Raw genomic sequence first — 17779 nt, forward strand, 5'->3', positions numbered from 1 at the left:
CCTTTGACCACCTCATCCAGCAAGCCCTCAGGCAAAGCCGGCAGCGGCCCGCGGGCCGCTGCCTGAGACGCCACTGTACGTTTCTTCTTCATTGGCATATCCATGGTCATTACCTCCATGATATGCCTCGTACACAAAATTCCGGATAGGTCCCCCATGTCGCGTGTGAATCGCCCGGTTCGGCATGAACTGCGGCTGATCGATGAGCAGGTGCGACGCATCTACCTGCTGACCAACCGGCTGCTGCAGTTTGTCCGGCCAGAGGCATACGCCGGCAATACCGAGCGCCTGGATGTGGGCGAGGTCGCGGCCGGCTGCGTGGACCTGGTCCGGCATATGCTCAAGGACGCCGCCATCCGGGTCGAACTGGCCTGCCCGGCCACACGCCGCGTGCGCATCAGCCGCAGCGAACTGCAGCAGGTCATCGTCAACCTGCTGACCAATGCCATCCACGCCATGCCGGAGGGCGGCAACCTTACGCTGGCCACGCGCGACTGGGAAGGGCACGGCGTGACGCTGCATGTGCGCGACACGGGCCGCGGCATCCGCAAGGAAGACCTGCCTAATCTGTTCAATCCGTTTTTCACCACCAGGAAGCAGATGGGAACCGGCCTCGGCCTGTCCATCAGCTATGCGCTGGTGGAGCGCTATGGTGGCCGAATTACCGTGGAAAGCAAGGTGGGGCAGGGTGCGGAGTTTATCGTCTGGCTGCGCGAAGACGGGTCTGCGGCGAAGCCAGAGACTGATGGATTGTCATGACGTGCTGAGGACTCAGTCGGCGAGGCGACAGCTATCCTGACATGGAGGGAAGCGTTCCGCACGCAGCAGTAGTGCCAGACTGCCGACTCACGCCGCAGGACACAACTCCTCTGCCCATTGGACATTGCAAGCTCGATGGCCATGTGTCACAGCCACCGGCGGACTTTCCCTTTGTATGCGGCGTACTGTGCTTCGAAAAGCGATGAAAGCGTGCGCTCCTCGGGTGCGATCTGAAACCGGTTGATGTAGAGCACAAACGGAGGCAGGAATAGCAGGGGCAGCCAGTTTGACAAGTACACCGCCCACGCGAACAGGTACAGCAGCAGGCTCAGGTACATGGGATTGCGCGTGAAGCGAAACACCCCGTCAGTGACCAGCAACGACGCAGTACCGGGCTTGATCGGGTTCATTGTGGTCTTCGCCCGCCGGAATGAAACCATGGCCGAGACCCCGATAACCGCGCCAATGCAAGCAATGGCAACTGCGACACCTACGCGAAGTCCGAACGGAACTACAACCGGGGCAATCAACTTGGATGCCAGCCACATGAGCAAGCCGGTCAGCAACGCCACGACTGGTGGCGGGATCTTCAGTTCAAGTGACTCCATTTCCAGCTCCATCCAACTGCCACACATCGATGGCGGACGCGACAAGACTCAATGCTGTGCGCACTCCATGGAGCCTGGCCCATTTTTGCAAGAGTTCTCGGGTCTCCACCGACGACAGATCGCGATCCGGCTCGAGGATCTTGTGGTTGATGGGCATTACGACGAGCAAGGTATACAGCACGACAGATCCGATCAGTAGCGCGGCAGCAAGCCACCAGGTACTGGCACCCAATAGCCATGCCATCACTCCGCTCAGTAAGCTGACCAGCGCCAATGGAGCCTGCATCAATGGAGCCTGCATGAGCGTGGCGCGCTTATAGCTGGGCGCCCACTGCCGGGCCGCAGACCTTGTCTCAAGCACCATTCTTGCGGGATGCTCAACCACGTTGACATACAAGGCGGCCCCGGCGAAGAGTATCGCAGTGAATGCAGCAATTATTTGCAGTGCCTGGTTCATCACATCCTCCGTGAAGCCTGCCTCCAATCATGGTGAAGAATTCGAGTAGGACCCACAGGGCCGGGCGTGGGGGTTTCTTTTGGATCGCGTAGTTTCTGCCGAGTCGCGCTAGACTTTGTCGGCTGCGCCTGCAACTGGCGCTGCAGCTGGACCCATTGCGGACATGGCGTTTGCGTTACCTGGATCTTTTCGCCGGCTAACCGGTTCGCCAGCGACATTCTGACTCGGCTTCAATCCTACGCGGGACATCGCAATGCAACGATCACGCGGCTGCAGCGCCCGGGTTCCGGTCACGCTGGCCATCGCCATGTCAATGCTTGCCGGATGCGGCAACAAGAAGGAGGCCGCAGGCCCGCCGCCACCGCAAGTGAGCGTGGTCACGCTCAAGGCCGAGCAACTGACGCTGGATACCCAGCTGCCGGGGCGCACCACGGCGTTCCGCATTGCCGAAGTCAGGCCGCAAGTGGATGGCATCATCTTGCGCCGCCTGTTCAAGGAAGGCAGCGACGTCACGCAGGGCCAGCAGCTCTACCAGATCGACGCGTCTACCTACGAGGCCACCTACAAGAGCGCGAGGGCGACGCTGGAATCCACCCGGCTGCTGGCGGAGCGCTACGGGCGCCTGGTTGGTGACGAGGCGGTCAGCAAGCAGCAGTATGACGAAGCCAGGGCCGCCTGGCTGCAGGCGCAGGCCGCGGTGGACCGCGCCGAAATCAACCTGCGCTATACCAGGGTGCTGGCGCCGATCTCCGGCCGCATCGGACGCTCGAATGTGACGGAAGGTGCGCTGGTGACCAACGGCCAGGCTACCGCGCTGTCAGTGGTGCAGCAGCTCGACCCGATCTACGTCGACGTGACCCAGGCCTCTTCGTCGCTGCTGCGGCTACGGCGTGAACTGGCCAATGGTGCGCTGCAGAGTGCCGGCACCAACGCGGCCCAGGTTAGCCTGGTGCTCGAAGACGGTACCCGCTATCCCGAAACCGGCCGCCTGGAGTTCTCTGAAGTGGCCGTGGACCAGGGCACCGGCTCGGTGACGCTGCGCGCGGTCTTTCCCAACCCGCGCCATGAGCTGCTGCCGGGCATGTTTGTCCATGCCCGCCTGCGTGAAGGCGTCAAGACCGATGCGCTGCTCGTGCCGCAGCAGGGAGTGACGCGCGATCTCAAGGGCCAGGCAACGGCGCTGGTGGTCAATGCCAAGGACGAGGTGGAACTGCGCCAGATCCGCACCGAGCGCGCTGTTGGCGACAAGTGGCTGGTGTCTGAAGGCCTCAGTGCCGGCGACCGCGTCATCGTGGAGGGCCTGCAGTTCGTGCGGCCCGGGGCGAAAGTGCGCGTAGCCCAGGCCGGGAGCGGGGCGGGTGCGCCGGTGGCTGCTGCATCCGGCCCATCCGCACAATCCGCACAATCCGCCCCATCCGCCCCATCCGCGGCCAAGCCCTGAGCGCACCGCCCGGGCGAGGGAGTAGCCATGTCCAATTTCTTTATCGATCGGCCCATCTTTGCGTGGGTGATCGCCCTGGTCATCATGCTGGCCGGCGTGCTGTCGATTCGTGCGCTGCCCATCAGCCAGTATCCGGCCATCGCGCCGCCCACCATCGCCATCTCGGTCAACTACCCCGGCGCCTCCGCCGAGACGGTGCAGGACACCGTGGTGCAGGTGATCGAGCAACAGCTCAACGGCCTGGACCGTCTGCGCTATATCTCCTCCGAAAGCAACGCCGACGGCAGCATGACGATCACGGTGACCTTCGAGCAGGGCACCAATCCGGATATTGCCCAGGTGCAGGTGCAGAACAAGCTGGCGCTGGCGCAGCCTTTGCTGCCGCAGGAAGTGCAGCAGCAAGGCATCCGCGTGACCAAGTCGGTGCGCAACTTCCTGGTCATCGTGGGCCTGATTTCCACGGATCCCAGGGTGACGCGCGAAGACCTGTCGAACTACATTGTCTCGAGTCTCCAGGACCCGCTGTCGCGCACATACGGGGTGGGCGACTTCCAGGTGTTCGGCGCGCAGTATGCGATGCGGGTATGGATCGACCCGGCCCGGCTCAACAGCTACCAGCTCACGCCGCTGGACGTGAGCAATGCCATCCGGGCGCAGAACGTCCAGGTGGCCTCGGGCCAGCTGGGCGGCCTGCCGGCGGTGCGCGGCCAGCAGCTCAATGCCAGCGTAATCGGCAAGACCCGGCTGCAGACCAGCGAGCAGTTCGGCAACATCCTGCTCAAGGTCAATCCGGACGGCTCCCAGGTACGCCTGAAGGACGTGGCCGAGGTGGGGCTGGGCGGGCAGGACTACAACATCAACGCGCAGTACAACGGCCAGGCGGCCTCGGGCATTGCCGTGCGGCTGGCCGCGGGGGCCAACGCGCTGGAAACCGTGCGCGCCATCCGCAAGACGCTGGATGGGCTCGAGCCGTTCTTCCCGCCCGGGATGAAGGTGGTCTTTCCATATGACACCTCGCCGGTGATCGCAGGCTCCATCCACGAAGTGGTGAAGACGCTGATGGAAGCCATCGTGCTGGTGTTCCTGGTGATGTACCTGTTCCTGCAGAACGTGCGCGCCACGCTGATTCCCACCATCGCCGTGCCGGTGGTGCTGCTGGGCACCTTTGGCGTGCTGGCGGCGTTCGGCTACACCATCAACACGCTGACCATGTTCGGCATGGTGCTGGCCATCGGGCTGCTGGTGGATGACGCCATCGTCGTGGTCGAGAACGTCGAACGCGTGATGGCCGAGGAAGGCCTGCCGCCCAGGGAGGCGGCGCGGCGCTCGATGGGCCAGATCCAGGGCGCGCTGGTGGGCATTGCCTTGGTGCTCTCGGCGGTGTTCCTGCCGATGGCGTTCTTCGGCGGCTCGACTGGCGTGATCTACCGGCAGTTCTCCATCACCATTGTCTCGTCCATGGTGCTGTCGGTGCTGGTCGCACTGATCCTGACGCCGGCCCTGTGCGCCACCATGCTCCAGCCCATCGAAAAGGGCGATCATGGCGAGAACAAGGGCGGCTTCTTTGGCTGGTTCAACCGCAAGTTCAGCGCGACCACCCAGGGCTACGAACGCAGCGTGTCGGGCATCCTGAAGCGCCGCCTGCCGTTCCTGCTGATCTACGTGGCCATCCTGGTGGTGATGGGCTTCCTGTTCACGCGCATCCCCACTTCATTCCTGCCCGAAGAAGACCAGGGCGTGCTGTACGCCCAGGTGCAGACGCCTGCCGGCGCCACCGCCGAGCGCACGCAGAAGGTGCTCGACCAGATGCGCGAATACCTGCTGAAGGAAGAGGGCGGCGTGGTGGCATCGCTGTTCACCGTCAACGGCTTCAACTTTGCCGGCCGCGGCCAGAACTCGGGCCTGGCATTCATTCTGCTCAAGCCATGGGCACAGCGCAGCGGGGACAGCACCAGCGTATTCGACCTGGCCGCGCGCGCGCAGCGCAAGTTCATGAGTTTTCGCGATTCGATGTCGTTCGCGTTCGCCCCGCCCGCGGTGCAGGAGCTGGGCAATGCCACCGGCTTTGACCTCTACCTGCAGGACCAGGCGGGCATTGGCCACGTGGCGCTGATGAACGCGCGTGACAAGTTCCTGGCGCTGGCCTCGCAAAGCCCGGTGCTGCAGCGCGTGCGTCCCAACGGCCTGAATGACCAGCCGCAGTACCAGTTGGTGATCGACGATGAGAAGGCGCGCGCGCTCGGCGTTTCGCTGGCTGACATCAACAGCACGGTGTCGATCGCCTGGGGTTCCAGCTACGTCAACGACTTTATCGACCGCGGCCGGGTCAAGCGCGTCTACGTGCAGGGCCGCCCAGATTCCCGCATGAAGCCGGACGACATCGACAAATGGTTCGTGCGCAATGGCAAGGGCGAAATGGTGCCGTTCTCGGCCTTTGCCGACGGCAAGTGGGGCTATGGCTCGCCCAAGCTGCAGCGCTACAACGGCGTGGCCGCGGTGGAAGTGCTCGGCGAGCCCGCGCCCGGGCGCAGTTCCGGCGAGGCCATGAACGCAATCGAGGAGATCATGAAGCAGATGCCGCCAGGCGTGGGTTATGCCTGGACCGGCCTGTCCTACGAGGAACGGCTGTCGGGCTCGCAGGCGCCGGCGCTCTATGCGCTCTCGCTGCTGGTGGTGTTCCTGTGCCTGGCCGCGCTGTACGAAAGCTGGTCGATCCCGTTCTCGGTGATGCTGGTGGTGCCGCTCGGCGTGATCGGCGCGCTGCTTGCCACACTGGGGCGCGGCTTGTCGAATGACGTTTTCTTCCAGGTGGGCCTGCTGACCACCATCGGCCTGTCAGCCAAGAACGCCATCCTGATCGTGGAATTCGCCAGGAGCGAGTACGAACAGGGCAAGGGCCTGGTCGAGGCCGCCGTGGAGGCGTGCCGCTTGCGCCTGCGCCCCATCGTGATGACTTCGCTGGCCTTCATGCTCGGCGTGTTCCCACTCGCCGTGTCGACCGGGGCCGGTGCCGGCAGCCAGCACGCCATTGGAACTGGCGTGATCGGCGGCATGATCACGGCCACGGTGCTGGCGATCTTCTGGGTGCCGCTGTTCTTTGTCGCTGTCACCTCCATGTTCGGACGCAAGCGCAGGCTGCAGCCGCATGGCGCCTCCGCGGAAAAAGGCGCGCTCGAATGAAGAAGACCTTGTTTTGCGCTGCCGCCATGGCCATGCTGGCGGGCTGCAGCCTGATTCCCGGGTACGAGCGCCCGGCCTCGCCGGTGGCGGCAGCGTACCCGCAGGGCCCGGCCTACCTGCCCGCCGATGCCGCCGCCGAGGCCGGCCAGGTGCCTGCGGTCGAGTTGGGCTGGCGCGAATTCTTCGCCGATGCGCGCCTGCGCCGTCTCATCGAGCTGGCGCTGGAGAACAACCGCGATCTGCGCGTGGCCGTCCTTAACGTGGAGGCGTTCGGGGCACAGTACCGCATCCAGCGCGCCGACCTGTTTCCCGCCATCGGCGCGGCCGCACAGGGCACGCGCCAGCGCATTCCCGCCGACCTGTCCGCCACCGGACGGCGCCTGATCGGCAGCCAGTATGGCGTGTCGCTGGGCACCACGGCGTGGGAGATCGACCTGTTCGGCCGCCTGCGCAGCCTCAGCGAAGCCGCGCTCGAACAGTATTTCGCCAGCGACGAGGTACGCCGCAGTGCCCAGATCTCGCTGGTGGCGGGCGTTGCCAGCGCCTACCTGACCCAGCGCGCCGATGAAACCCTGCTGCGGCTCACCCGGGAAACCCTGGCCAACTATGAGCGCAGCTATGGCCTGACCCGGCGCAGTTACGAGGAAGGGATCGCTTCCCGGCTGGACCTGCGCCAGGCGCAGACCGCCGTGGAAACCGCCCGCGCGAGCCTTGCGCGTTACACCCGGCTGGTCGCCCAGGATGAGAATGCCCTGGTGCTGCTGCTCGGCATGTCCCTGCCAGCGGACCTGCCGGAAGGCCTGCCGCTGGAGCAGAAGCTGTTCGCCGATGTGCCGGCCGGGCTGCCCTCAGACCTGCTGCAGAACCGTCCGGACGTGCTCGCGGCCGAGCACCGGCTGCGCTCCGCCAACGCCGATATCGGCGCCGCGCGGGCGGCGTTCTTCCCCAGTATCAGCCTGACCGCATCGGCGGGCACCGCCAGCAGCCAGCTTTCCGGCCTGTTCGGGGCCGGCTCCGGCACGTGGTTGTTCCAGCCGCGCATCGATCTGCCGCTGTTTACCGCCGGCAGCCTGCGGGCCAGTCTGGACTACGCCACCATCCAGAAGGACGTCAACGTTGCCCAGTACGAGCGAACGGTGCAGACCGCCTTCCGCGAAGTGGCCGATGGGCTGGCGGCGCGGGGCACCTACACCAGCCAGCTCCAGGCCCAGGTCCGCTTCGTGGAAGCTGCCCAGGACGCCTATGGGCTGGCCGACCGGCGCTACCGCACGGGTGTCGACAGCTACCTTGCCGTGCTGGACGCGCAGCGCTCGCTTTACAACGCGCAACAATTGCTGATCGAAGCCCGGCTCGAGCAACTCTCCAGTGAAGTCAACCTGTACAAGGCCCTGGGCGGAGGCTGGCACGACCAGACCGGCAAGCGCACCGATACGAAAGTTGGCCGGGGGGATTCGTAAATATGTGGAGCTTGCATGATGGCCTGTCGGTTGGCGCATGACTGAATTTCCGGCCCAGTACGGGATTCGCAGGAACTTGCTACATTGCTGACTGCTGACGAACGCAGCCCCACGCTGCCGTCCCGCTCATCGCAAATCGACAGACCAAGGAGACATCGAATGCGCACTGCACTTCAACTTCGTTCGCAAATCAAGAGCAGCGGTGAACTCGAGCTGTCGCTAGCCAGCATCGACACGCCGAGCCCTGGCCCGGATGAAGTGCTCATCCGCATTGAAGCCTCCCCCCTCAACCCGTCCGATCTCGGCCTGCTGTTCGGTGCGGCCGACATGAGCACGGCCAAGGCCAGCGGCACGGCCGAGCGCCCCATCGTCACCGCGCGCGTTCCGGAAGGCGCGATGCGCAGCATGGCGGGCCGCCTGGATGCGTCCATGCCGGTTGGCAATGAGGGCGCGGGCGTGGTCGTCGATGCAGGCTCGTCCCCTGCGGCGCAAGCCTTGATGGGCAAGACCGTGGCTGCCATCGGCGGCGCGATGTACTCGCAGTACCGCTGCATTCCCGCGGACCAGTGCCTGGTCCTGCCCGAAGGCGCCACGCCTGCTGACGGCGCGTCGTCATTCGTCAACCCGCTCACCGCACTGGGCATGGTCGAGACCATGCGGCTCGAAGGACATAGTGCCCTGGTGCACACCGCCGCGGCCTCCAACCTGGGCCAGATGCTCAATCAGATCTGTCTCAAGGATGGCATCAAGCTGGTGAACATCGTGCGCAAGCAAGAGCAGGCGGACCTGCTCAAGGCACAAGGCGCGGTCTACGTCTGTAACGCCACGTCGCCTACGTTCATGCAGGACCTCACCGAGGCACTCGCGCTACTGGCGCGACAATCGCGTTCGACGCCACGGGCGGCGGCAAGCTCGGCGGCCAGATCCTCACCTGCATGGAAGCGGCCTTGAACACCTTGAACAAGACGGCCCGCGAATACAGCCGCTATGGCTCGACCACCCACAAGCAGGTCTACCTCTACGGCGGCCTGGACACAAGCCCGACCGAGTTCAACCGCAACTTCGGCATGGCGTGGGGCATGGGCGGCTGGCTGCTGTTCCCGTTCCTGCAGAAGATCGGGCGCGAGCGGGCCAACGCGCTGAAGCAACGCGTGGTGGCGGAGCTGAAGACCACCTTTGCCAGCCACTACGCGAAGGAGATCTCGCTGGCCGAGGTGCTGGACCTGGACGTGATCGCCGTCTACAACAAGCGTGCGACGGGGGAGAAGTACCTGATCAACCCGAACAAAGGCCTGGCCGGGTAAATCAGCCCGGGGCGCCTTGCGCGCCCACCGTGTCAAGAATCCGCCGCTGCGCCGCAGCCAGCGGCGCGCTGCCGACTGGCCGGCCGGCAATGGGGGAGCGCTTTCCAGTTCCGCCGCGGTGTGGAAGCTCACCCAGGCGCTGGCCTGGCAGTCATCGCGCACCAGCACGCGCTGGGCCAAGAAGAGCTCAAAGATGTGCCCTCCGTCGTCGCTGGTTTCAAGAGTCCTCGCATTGGGTAGCTCTGCTTCTGAATCGCATAGCTATTCCAGGAAGACGTAGTCCGCCCGATACGGCATGCGATTCTCCTGTCCCTCCTGTGTGCAAGCCTGAGGGAGGGCCAGTCCGCCTTGGGTATTCAGCCGTTGCACGTAACGCGCCCTCGAAAGCAGGCCAGTTCCGCCGGTGCTCGTTGCCTGCAACAGCAAGAGTGGAATGCTCTCCGGCTCCTGCGCATTGGGCGTCTGCCGCAATACCTTGCCGGTCACCTTGCTGCCATCAGGCGCTTCCCAGGTCGGACCAGAGTAATGCTTGACGGCGAGTTGTCCGGTGTCATCCTTCAGAGTGGCTTCCGGAGCAGAAAAGATCCATAACAACCGGCCGTCGTTCGCACGCTTGCACTGATAAATCTGTACACCGGATGCATGCAGCACCGCGATCGTTCCACGCGCGTCGGTGGGCTGGAGTTCGGGCGGAGCCGATATCCTCGGTGTGGTACACGAAACGAGCGCGCCTGCCATGCTGAGTACAGCGAAACTCGCTTTGCAAAAATGCCGAGAACATTGCGACATTTTGCCTCCTTACCTTAACCCATGAAGGAGGATAGTACTTCCCGAGCCACGTTGCCAGTTGCGTCCGCGCGGGTCCGATCGCCTCGGCGCATCTGGATGCGGGCGGAAGGCTTGCCGGCTTCAGTTGCCCGTCAGAAATGTGAGGATTCCCTGGTGAACGATCCTTCGCGAATCGATCGCGAAGGATCGTTCGGGGCCCGTATGGCATCTCGGCCCGCGGCTACCCGGTAAAACCGGCCATTCATTCGCCGTAGCGAGAACGAACCGAAGCTGCGACTGGCAACTACTACACCAATCGCAGATCCCACAGCACATCCAGTACGTGTTGGGTGGAGCGTTCAACGTACCCCGCACGATGCGCGATGCCGAGCCGACGCCATAACGCCGGGCGCAGCGGACGCATGACGATGCGCCTGTCCGGCAATGGCGTGGTGGCCTCGTGGGGCAACAGCGCCGCGCCGTAACCCGCCGCGACCAGACTCTTGATCGCGTCGTTGTGGTTGAGCTGAATGCGTGGTGCGGGATGGTGTCCCGCGGCCGCGAACCACTCCGCGGTCTGACGCGAGAGGCGCGTGGTCGCGTCATTGAGAATCAGAGGCTGGGCGGCGAGCCATTCCGGCGTGACGCGGGCCGGGCACTGCCAATGCGCCGGCACGAAGGCCATCACGGGGTCGCGGCGCCAGGGCTTTATCACCAGTCCGGCCACCGGCGGCTGAGGCAGTGCAACCAGCCCGATATCCAGCGTGCCGTCCGCCAGTCGGGACAGTGTTTCCTGCGAAGTGAGGACCGCAATCTGAATGTCGATGGCGGGATGCTGCTGGCGCAGCACCTCGAGCGCCTGTGGCAGCAGGTGCGCGATCGCGCCAGTCGACGCACCGAGCCGGGCGCGCCCTTCGAGCCCCTCTACCTGTCGTTGTATATCGTCCAGCGCCTGCTCCGCATCGGCCAGCAGCCGACGCCCGCGCTCCACCAGCACCTCTCCGATCGCCGACGGCCTTACCTGTCCGCGTTTTCGCGACAGGAGCGGTGCCCCGATGCGGTGTTCCAGGTCAGCGATGTGGAGGCTGACCGTGGGCGGCGCAAGGTGCAATGCACGCGCCGCCTCGGCGAATGAGCCATGGTCGGCAATGGCGACCAGCGTGCGCAGGCGGTCCAGGCTGATCTCTCGCATGTCGGCTCCAGATTCAGGAAAACTGAATGTCAAGGTTGTGAAATTCAACTTTCCCTATTCTAGTGGTCCATGGAATATTGGGCTCCTTCGACGTGTTACCCCCTTCAGTCACCGGAGTATTCCTCGCATGAGCTCTCCCCTGGTTTTTATCGACGGCGACCAAGGCACCACCGGGTTGCAAATCCACGAACGGCTGCGCGGCCGGACCGACCTCAGCCTGTTCACGCTTGCCGCGTCGGAACGCAAGGACCCACGGCGTCGTGCGGAAGCCATCAATGCCTGCGACATCGCCATCCTCTGTTTGCCCGATGCCGCCGCACGCGAGGCGGTGAACGCCATCGTCAATCCCGCCGTCAGGGTGATCGACGCGAGTTCCGCCCACCGCACGCATCCGGACTGGACCTATGGCTTTCCGGAAATGGCACCGGGACAGGCCGCGCGCATCGCGAACGCGCGACGGGTCACCAATCCCGGCTGCTATCCGACCGGTGCGATTGGCCTGCTGCGTCCCCTGGTGCAGGCCGGGCTTGTCCCAGCCAGCTACCCCGTCAGCATTCATGCGGTGTCCGGCTACTCCGGACGCGGGCGTGCCGGCGTGGAGGAGTATGAGGGGCCGGATGCCGTCAGCGCGGCATTCCAGGTGTATGGCCTGGAACTCGCGCACAAGCACCCCCCGGAGATCCAGCAGCACGCCGGGCTCGCGCAGCGTCCCATCTTCGTTCCCGCGTATGGTGCGTTCCGCCAGGGCATCGTGCTGACGGTGCCCCTCGCATTGCGGCTGCTGGCCCCCGACGTGGATGGCGCCACGCTCCACGCATGCCTCGCCCGCCACTATGCCGGCGCGGCCCATGTACATGTCCTGCCGTTGCACGAATCGCGTGCTCTAAAGCACCTGGATCCGCAAGTGCTGAACGGTACGAACGACATGCACTTAAGCGTATTTCCTAACATGGAGCACGGGCACGTCCTGCTGTCCGCGGTTTTCGACAATCTTGGCAAAGGCGCATCCGGTGCCGCGGTTCAGAACCTGAACTTGATGCTCACGCAGCAATAGGGTCGATGGCGTGAGCTAAAGGACGGCCGGTCGGCCGCACCCGTATGCCAACGATTGCTGCCAACTGGTCGTGGCTGTCGAACGTCTCATGCTGGCCCGGCTGCGGTCGCCTGAAGAGTTATAGAGCACCTGGAGCAGCATGGCCCGTCGCCACTTCTCCGGCGTAATGCTCGTTTCAATCTGGCGGGGGCGTAAACCCCGATAGCTGTTTGCCTGCGCAAAAAATATTATTTGTCTACAAATGTTAGACAATCCATGCGCGGGGCGTCAACTGATGCCAGGCAGGCGAGTGTGACCCAGGAGCGAGATGAGATGGCCAAAGTTTCTTCAATACGTGGCGATTCCTCCACCTGAAAGCCGGATTTCACTTGAGCACCTGCGCAAGCCAATGCTCGGCCTTTCGGCAGAACGAGCGCGTTGGGTGATCAATGGCGCCGGGCTTCCGGCCTAGCCGCTCCGACAACTGGCGCCGCGATTAGCGAATGACACGGTGGCAGCCCAAGGAGGGCGGTTTCGGGTCGTCGGGCCGAAATGCCGGCTTCGCGATCAATCCCGCCACACGACATCGGCGCCGAAGACTGCATCGGTCGGCCGGCGACATTCGTGAAAGGGCTGGCCGACAGGGAGCACCGGTCGAATGACTCGCTGTGCGTTCGGACAAAGCGCTCCAGGTACCTTGTACCGCTGGAGCTCGAACGATTCGAGACATCCTCCCGATGGAAACGAGCCTGCTGCTGTGCGCTCGCGCGAGCACGTCCGCACTGCAAGCCATCCCCCGTTAGGGTTTGCCCCATGGACACTCCTAACATCAATAGCTATATTTTTACGTAAGTTAGCAAGCTATCTTTGTTATGTAAGTGACGATGCGGTGAGGCAGCCTCGCTGCAATCGACGTAGCAAGGGTGGGGTAGCCGCAAGAAAACTAGCTGTCACCGCGTGGTGCGGCAGTCAACGAAACTCATCTGGAGGAGACAAACGTGAACACTGCAAATCTTTTGGGTGGCCGTACTGTGATCGTCACGGGCGCGGCGACTGGTATCGGCCGGGCGTTTGCGTTGGGCCTTGCTACCCAAGGTGCCAACGTTGTTGTAGCGGATATGGGCCCGGCCGATGAGACGATGCAGGCGCTCAAAGACGTCGGCGGCGAGGCGCTCTACGTCAAGACAGACGTCAGCGACGAGCAGTCGGTGCAAGGCATGGCCAAAGCGACGCTTGAGAAGTTCGGTTCGATCGATGGCCTGGTCAACAACGCAGCCTACTTCCGCGAGGTCAAGCTCACCAGCTTCGAAGAGATCGATCCGGTCCAGTGGGATCGCATCTTTGCTGTCAACGTGAAAGGCGTCTGGCAATGCTGCAAGGCCGTTCTCCCCGCCATGCGCGAGCAGCGACGCGGCGCGATCGTGAACATTGCTTCTGTGGTAGCCCTCGCGGGCCAGCCGGGCTACCTGCAGTATGTGTCGAGCAAGGGCGCCGTGCTGGCGATGACGAAGGGGCTGGCCAAGGAGGTCGGCCAGCATGGCGTGCGGGTGAACTGCATCGCACCGGGCTTCGTGCTGACAGATGCGACGAAGAACCGTCCCACGGAATGGCAGCAGTCATTCCTCAAGGCGCGTGCGCTGTCACGCGAGCAACGTCCGGATGACCTGGTCGGCACGGCCATCTATCTCGTCTCGGACCTTTCCGGATTCGTCTCGGGACAGACCATCGTCGTCGACGGCGGACACATCATGCACTGAAGGCGGGGCACGCCGGGTCATGGGGCCTGGCGTCCTGCATCGACTGACTGTTGACCTGGAGGTTTGAGATGAACGCAGTGATTACGCAAGTGAAGGGTCCCGCCGCGATGAAGCAAGGTGCCGACCGATTCCCCCGCAATGCATGGTATGTTGGCCTGTGGGCGCATGAGCTGCCGGCGGGCAAGCTCGTACCACAGACCATTCTGTGCGAGCCTGTTGTCTTCTTCCGCAAGGAGGACGGTTCGGCTGCCGCGATCGTGGACCGCTGCTCCCACCGTTTCGCGCCGCTGTCCATGGGCAAGCTGCTTCCCGGCGACCGGGTCCAGTGTCCTTATCATGGACTCGAATTCGGTGCGACCGGCGCCTGTGTCAAGAATCCGCACGGCAACTGCACCGTTCCGAACGCAGCCCATCTGCGGTCGTTCCCCGTCGTGGAGAAGCACGGCTTTGTCTGGATCTGGATGGGCGATCGCGTTGCCGACCCGGGATTGATTCCCGACTATAGCTGCCTTGACACGAGCCCTGCCGCGCACGTCACGACGCCGGGGTATCTGAAGATTGCTGCGCACTATGAGCTGATCGTCGATAACCTGCTTGACCTTTCCCATACCACCTACGTGCACGAAGGCATCCTGGGCACCGCCGGAACGGTCGTCGCCGACATCGGCGTCGAACAGCGAGGCGATGTGGTGGTCGTGAGCCGTCCGTCCAAGGATGCGGAAACGCCTGGCATGCTCAAGATGCTGAGCGGGCTTGAACGCGGCGACCAGTGGAGCACGATTTCCTGGTATGCGCCGTCGAACCTGATCCTGGAATATGGCGTCAGCAAGGTTGGTGAGCCAAAGGAGAAGGGGACCGGCTATTTCGCGCTGCATCTGCTCACGCCGGAGAACGAGCGGTCCACGCACTATCGCTACAGCGCGGTGCGCTGGAACGTGATGACCGAAGGCGAGGAAACGAACGAAGAGATTCGCGAGAAGATCGGCAAGCTCCGGACCTTCGCATTCGCGGAACAGGACGCACCCATTATCGAAGCCCAGCAACGCCGCATGGACGAATCGCCCACGCCGCTCACGCCGACCCTGCTCGCAATCGACGCAGGACCGATGCGCTATCGCCGTGTGCTCGACCGCCTGCTTCAGCAGGAACGTGTTGCCAATGAGGTGGATGGTGATACGAGAAAGGCTTCGTGAAGACAGCGGTTCGAATTCAGGTAAGGGCAGAGCAAGCGAGGAGATAAGATGACTACCAACAGCCTGGAGGTGTCCGTCATCGCAAGGGAGCGCGCCGCGAGCGATATTGTTCGCATTACGCTGGCGGCGCCGGACGGTGAGCAGTTGCCGGAGTTTGCCGCGGGCTCGCATATCGACGTCCACGTCGATGCGGGCCTTGTCCGGCAATACTCGCTCATCAACCACCCTGGTGAACGGGGGCACTATGTGATCGGGGTATTGCTGGATGGAAAGTCTCGCGGCGGCTCCAAGGCGATCCACTCGGACTTCCACGTGGGCCGTTCCGTCCGCATCGGCTCTCCCAGGTGCAACTTCCCGCTGCTGACATCGGCCAAGCATTCCATCCTCTTCGCCGGCGGGATCGGGATTACGCCCATTCTGTCGATGGCGCGTGAACTCTCCGCCCGAGGCCAGTCATATACGCTCCACTACTGTTGCAGAAGCCGGGACAAGGCGGCGTTCCTCGAAGAGATCGCGGCCCTGGACCCTGGCGAAGAATTCAGGCTGCATCTGGACGATGGCACCCCGGACCAGCGGTTCGTGCTTGCGGATTGCCTGCCGGAGATGGAGCCGGACACCCACATGTACATATGTGGGCCGGAAGGTTTCATCAACCATGTGGTGGGTGGGGCGGAGGCGGCAGGCTGGCCGGCCTCTCAGGTACACGTCGAGCGCTTTAGCGCCAATGTGGATGTGACCGGCGATTCCTTTGTCGTCGTTGCGGCGCGCAGCCAGGCGGAAGTGGTGGTCTCGAAGGAGGAAACCATTGTCCAGGCCCTGGCACGCGTTGGCATTGCGGTCCCGGTGTCGTGCGAGCAGGGGGTATGCGGCACCTGCCTGACACGGGTGATCGAAGGCAAGCCGGACCATCGTGACATGTTCCAGACCGACGAAGAAAAGGAAGCGGATAGTCAGTGCATCACGCCGTGCTGCTCGCGTTCGATGAGCGGCAGGCTGGTTCTGGATCTTTGAAACGCCGCTGACAGGCCATGACTTTAATGACCTCTGATATGACGAAGACTGCTGGGACATCGTGGAGCGTGTCGGAAGTGCTCCGGGGGCGCTCGAAGCGAAGGACTGTGGTTGCCGGCGGTTTGGAGTGGTCAGTGCTGGAGGCCGGGCGGGGGCGTGAAACGCTGGTTCTCCTGCCCGGTACATTGGGCACGGTCGAGGTCTTCTACAAGCAATTGCTGAAGTTCTCGCAGACATGCCGCGTTGTCGTACTCGGCTATCCGGGGGCCTCGAATCCGGAGGCGATGACTGCTAGCTTTCGTGAGCTGCTGAAGGAACTGGACATCGACAAGGCCCACTTCGTTGGCTCGTCGCTGGGGGGATACTGGCTGCAGGTCTTCCTCCGGGGCGACACCGCGCGGGTCAAAAGCCTTGTCCTAGGGAATACGTTCCTGGACCCTGCCCGCCTGCGTTTTATCAGAATGTTCAGCCCTGCCTTCCTTGCCGAGAACGAGCCGGCTGCAGTCAAGAGTGCCTGGCTTGGATTTGTGCAGGCGCTGCCGAATCCGGAGTTGAAAGACTTCATGCTCGAGGCGGCGGGCGCGCGGCAATCCGCGGCGGAGCTCGACGGCCGGTCCCGCACCATCGCTTTCGCAAATCGCATCGCGCCACTCGACCTGCCCCCGGACCGGATCACCCTCCTCTGGTGCGAGGACGACAAGGTCATCCACGCCGAGACGTGGAAGGAACTGGTGAGCGCCTATCCTGATGCACGCAAGGTCCAGCTTTCCACCGGCGGCCACTACCCCCATCTCTTGATGGCGGATGACTACAACGATGAGATCCAGTATCGCGTGAACTGCCGGCACGGCCAGGCGGTCTGAGCCGGTTCCCGAAGTTCGGTTGAGACTCCTGCCAGGCGGGCTTCGCCGAAGGCTGCCCTGGCAGCGACGAACCCGGGCGCATCGATGATCCTTTCTGCCGCGCTGGCACCCGCCCAGCGCGGCATTTTTTACGGCCCCTTTGCGTAGATGCTCAGCTTCCTTCCGGAAAAGAGAGACTCGGAGAGATGATGAATACGGAGCACACACCATTGACCTTGACCGTCACGCATCCCGAGTGCCTGGTGGATGGTTCGGACCGCGAGTTTCGCACCCTGGTGAACGGTCTGTTGCCGTTTGCCGCACGGCTGCTGTCGGTTCGGGATGGGTTCGGAAGCCTCATTGATCTGACCGGTGCACAGTATTCGATCATCCGCGCAATTGCGACGCTCCATGCGCTATCGGGCGAGGTTACTGTGAACCAGGTGGCGGAGTATCTTCACCTGAGTGGAGCGTTCATTACCATCGAAACCGGGAAGCTGAAAAAGCTCGGACTCATCGACAAGAAGTCTCATGCCGAGGACAGACGAAAGATGTGCCTGAGCGTGACGGCAGAGGGAGACCGGCTTCTGGATGAACTCCTGCCGGTTCAGCAGCGGATCAATGATGTGCTGTTCGAAGGTGTATCGCCAACCGAGTTCAGATTGCTGTGTTCGGTCATTGATCGGCTCGTTGTCAATGGTGACCGCGCGGCGCTCGACCTCGGTCACCTGCAGGTCCGCCGCTGCCACGGTTGAGATCGCTGCCGGGGGACGCGCA

Annotated in this window: 14 protein-coding genes and 1 pseudogene; 11 read left to right on the forward strand and 4 right to left on the reverse strand. The window is 63.4% G+C overall.

Translation table 11 applies throughout. The features are described from left to right. The first annotated feature begins 156 nt into the window (after nucleotides 1-156). Nucleotides 157-759, forward strand: a complete 603-nt coding sequence (locus tag K309_RS0125425) for a sensor histidine kinase (protein ID WP_029049018.1) — start codon at nucleotides 157-159, stop codon at nucleotides 757-759. A gap of 146 nt (nucleotides 760-905) precedes the next feature. Here K309_RS0125425 and K309_RS0125430 read toward each other — a convergent pair whose 3' ends face one another. Continuing rightward, on the reverse strand, nucleotides 906-1367 hold the full coding sequence (locus K309_RS0125430) for a methyltransferase family protein (RefSeq protein ID WP_029049019.1): 462 nt from the start codon (nucleotides 1365-1367) through the stop codon (nucleotides 906-908). Continuing rightward, on the reverse strand, nucleotides 1354-1824 hold the full coding sequence (locus tag K309_RS0125435) for an anthrone oxygenase family protein (RefSeq protein WP_035878379.1): 471 nt from the start codon (nucleotides 1822-1824) through the stop codon (nucleotides 1354-1356). Before K309_RS0125435 ends, K309_RS0125430 begins: the two co-directional genes overlap by 14 nt. A gap of 253 nt (nucleotides 1825-2077) precedes the next feature. On the opposite strand from K309_RS0125435, the gene K309_RS0125440 reads away from it, so the two are divergent. From K309_RS0125440 to K309_RS37415, 4 genes and pseudogenes are all read left to right on the forward strand, one after another. Beyond that, nucleotides 2078-3265 carry an efflux RND transporter periplasmic adaptor subunit gene (locus tag K309_RS0125440; RefSeq protein WP_029049021.1) on the forward strand — a complete coding sequence of 396 codons (1188 nt, stop codon included), beginning with the start codon at nucleotides 2078-2080 and terminating at the stop codon, nucleotides 3263-3265. 27 nt (nucleotides 3266-3292) lie between these two features. Then, nucleotides 3293-6445, forward strand: a complete 3153-nt coding sequence (locus K309_RS0125445) for an efflux RND transporter permease subunit (RefSeq protein ID WP_029049022.1) — start codon at nucleotides 3293-3295, stop codon at nucleotides 6443-6445. Then, the gene (locus K309_RS0125450) at nucleotides 6442-7902 is read left to right on the forward strand and encodes an AdeC/AdeK/OprM family multidrug efflux complex outer membrane factor (RefSeq protein WP_029049023.1); all 1461 of its coding nucleotides are present in this window, start codon (nucleotides 6442-6444) and stop codon (nucleotides 7900-7902) included. Before K309_RS0125445 ends, K309_RS0125450 begins: the two co-directional genes overlap by 4 nt. A gap of 159 nt (nucleotides 7903-8061) precedes the next feature. Further along, a pseudogene (locus tag K309_RS37415) lies at nucleotides 8062-9206 on the forward strand (zinc-binding dehydrogenase). Nucleotides 9207-9467: 261 nt separating this feature from the next. Here K309_RS37415 and K309_RS0125460 read toward each other — a convergent pair. Together K309_RS0125460 and K309_RS0125465 are read right to left on the reverse strand one after the other, a co-directional pair. Continuing rightward, a complete protein-coding gene (locus tag K309_RS0125460; RefSeq protein ID WP_232232483.1) occupies nucleotides 9468-9944 on the reverse strand; it encodes a DUF3455 domain-containing protein in 477 nt (158 codons plus the stop codon). A 337-nt stretch (nucleotides 9945-10281) separates the two neighbouring features. Further along, nucleotides 10282-11166, reverse strand: coding sequence for a LysR family transcriptional regulator (locus K309_RS0125465; protein ID WP_029049025.1), 885 nt, complete (start codon nucleotides 11164-11166; stop codon nucleotides 10282-10284). A gap of 127 nt (nucleotides 11167-11293) precedes the next feature. On the opposite strand from K309_RS0125465, the gene argC reads away from it, so the two are divergent. From argC to K309_RS0125495, 6 genes are all read left to right on the forward strand, one after another. Beyond that, nucleotides 11294-12220 (forward strand): N-acetyl-gamma-glutamyl-phosphate reductase, encoded by a 927-nt coding sequence (argC, locus tag K309_RS0125470; RefSeq protein WP_029049026.1) that lies wholly within the window; start codon nucleotides 11294-11296, stop codon nucleotides 12218-12220. 977 nt (nucleotides 12221-13197) lie between these two features. Next, on the forward strand, nucleotides 13198-13956 hold the full coding sequence (locus tag K309_RS0125475) for an SDR family NAD(P)-dependent oxidoreductase (RefSeq protein WP_084402542.1): 759 nt from the start codon (nucleotides 13198-13200) through the stop codon (nucleotides 13954-13956). A 68-nt stretch (nucleotides 13957-14024) separates the two neighbouring features. Further along, nucleotides 14025-15149: a Rieske 2Fe-2S domain-containing protein gene (locus K309_RS0125480; RefSeq protein ID WP_051320600.1), complete on the forward strand. Its 1125-nt coding sequence runs from the start codon at nucleotides 14025-14027 to the stop codon at nucleotides 15147-15149. A gap of 48 nt (nucleotides 15150-15197) precedes the next feature. Beyond that, nucleotides 15198-16160, forward strand: a complete 963-nt coding sequence (locus K309_RS0125485; protein ID WP_029049029.1) for a PDR/VanB family oxidoreductase — start codon at nucleotides 15198-15200, stop codon at nucleotides 16158-16160. A gap of 134 nt (nucleotides 16161-16294) precedes the next feature. Next, nucleotides 16295-17023, forward strand: coding sequence for an alpha/beta fold hydrolase (locus K309_RS0125490; protein ID WP_198030856.1), 729 nt, complete (start codon nucleotides 16295-16297; stop codon nucleotides 17021-17023). A 188-nt stretch (nucleotides 17024-17211) separates the two neighbouring features. Further along, on the forward strand, nucleotides 17212-17757 hold the full coding sequence (locus K309_RS0125495) for a MarR family winged helix-turn-helix transcriptional regulator (RefSeq protein WP_029049031.1): 546 nt from the start codon (nucleotides 17212-17214) through the stop codon (nucleotides 17755-17757). The last annotated feature ends 22 nt before the right edge of the window (nucleotides 17758-17779 follow it).

Origin of the sequence: Cupriavidus phytohabitans (assembly GCF_000426345.1) — a bacterium.
Taxonomy (GTDB): domain Bacteria; phylum Pseudomonadota; class Gammaproteobacteria; order Burkholderiales; family Burkholderiaceae; genus Cupriavidus.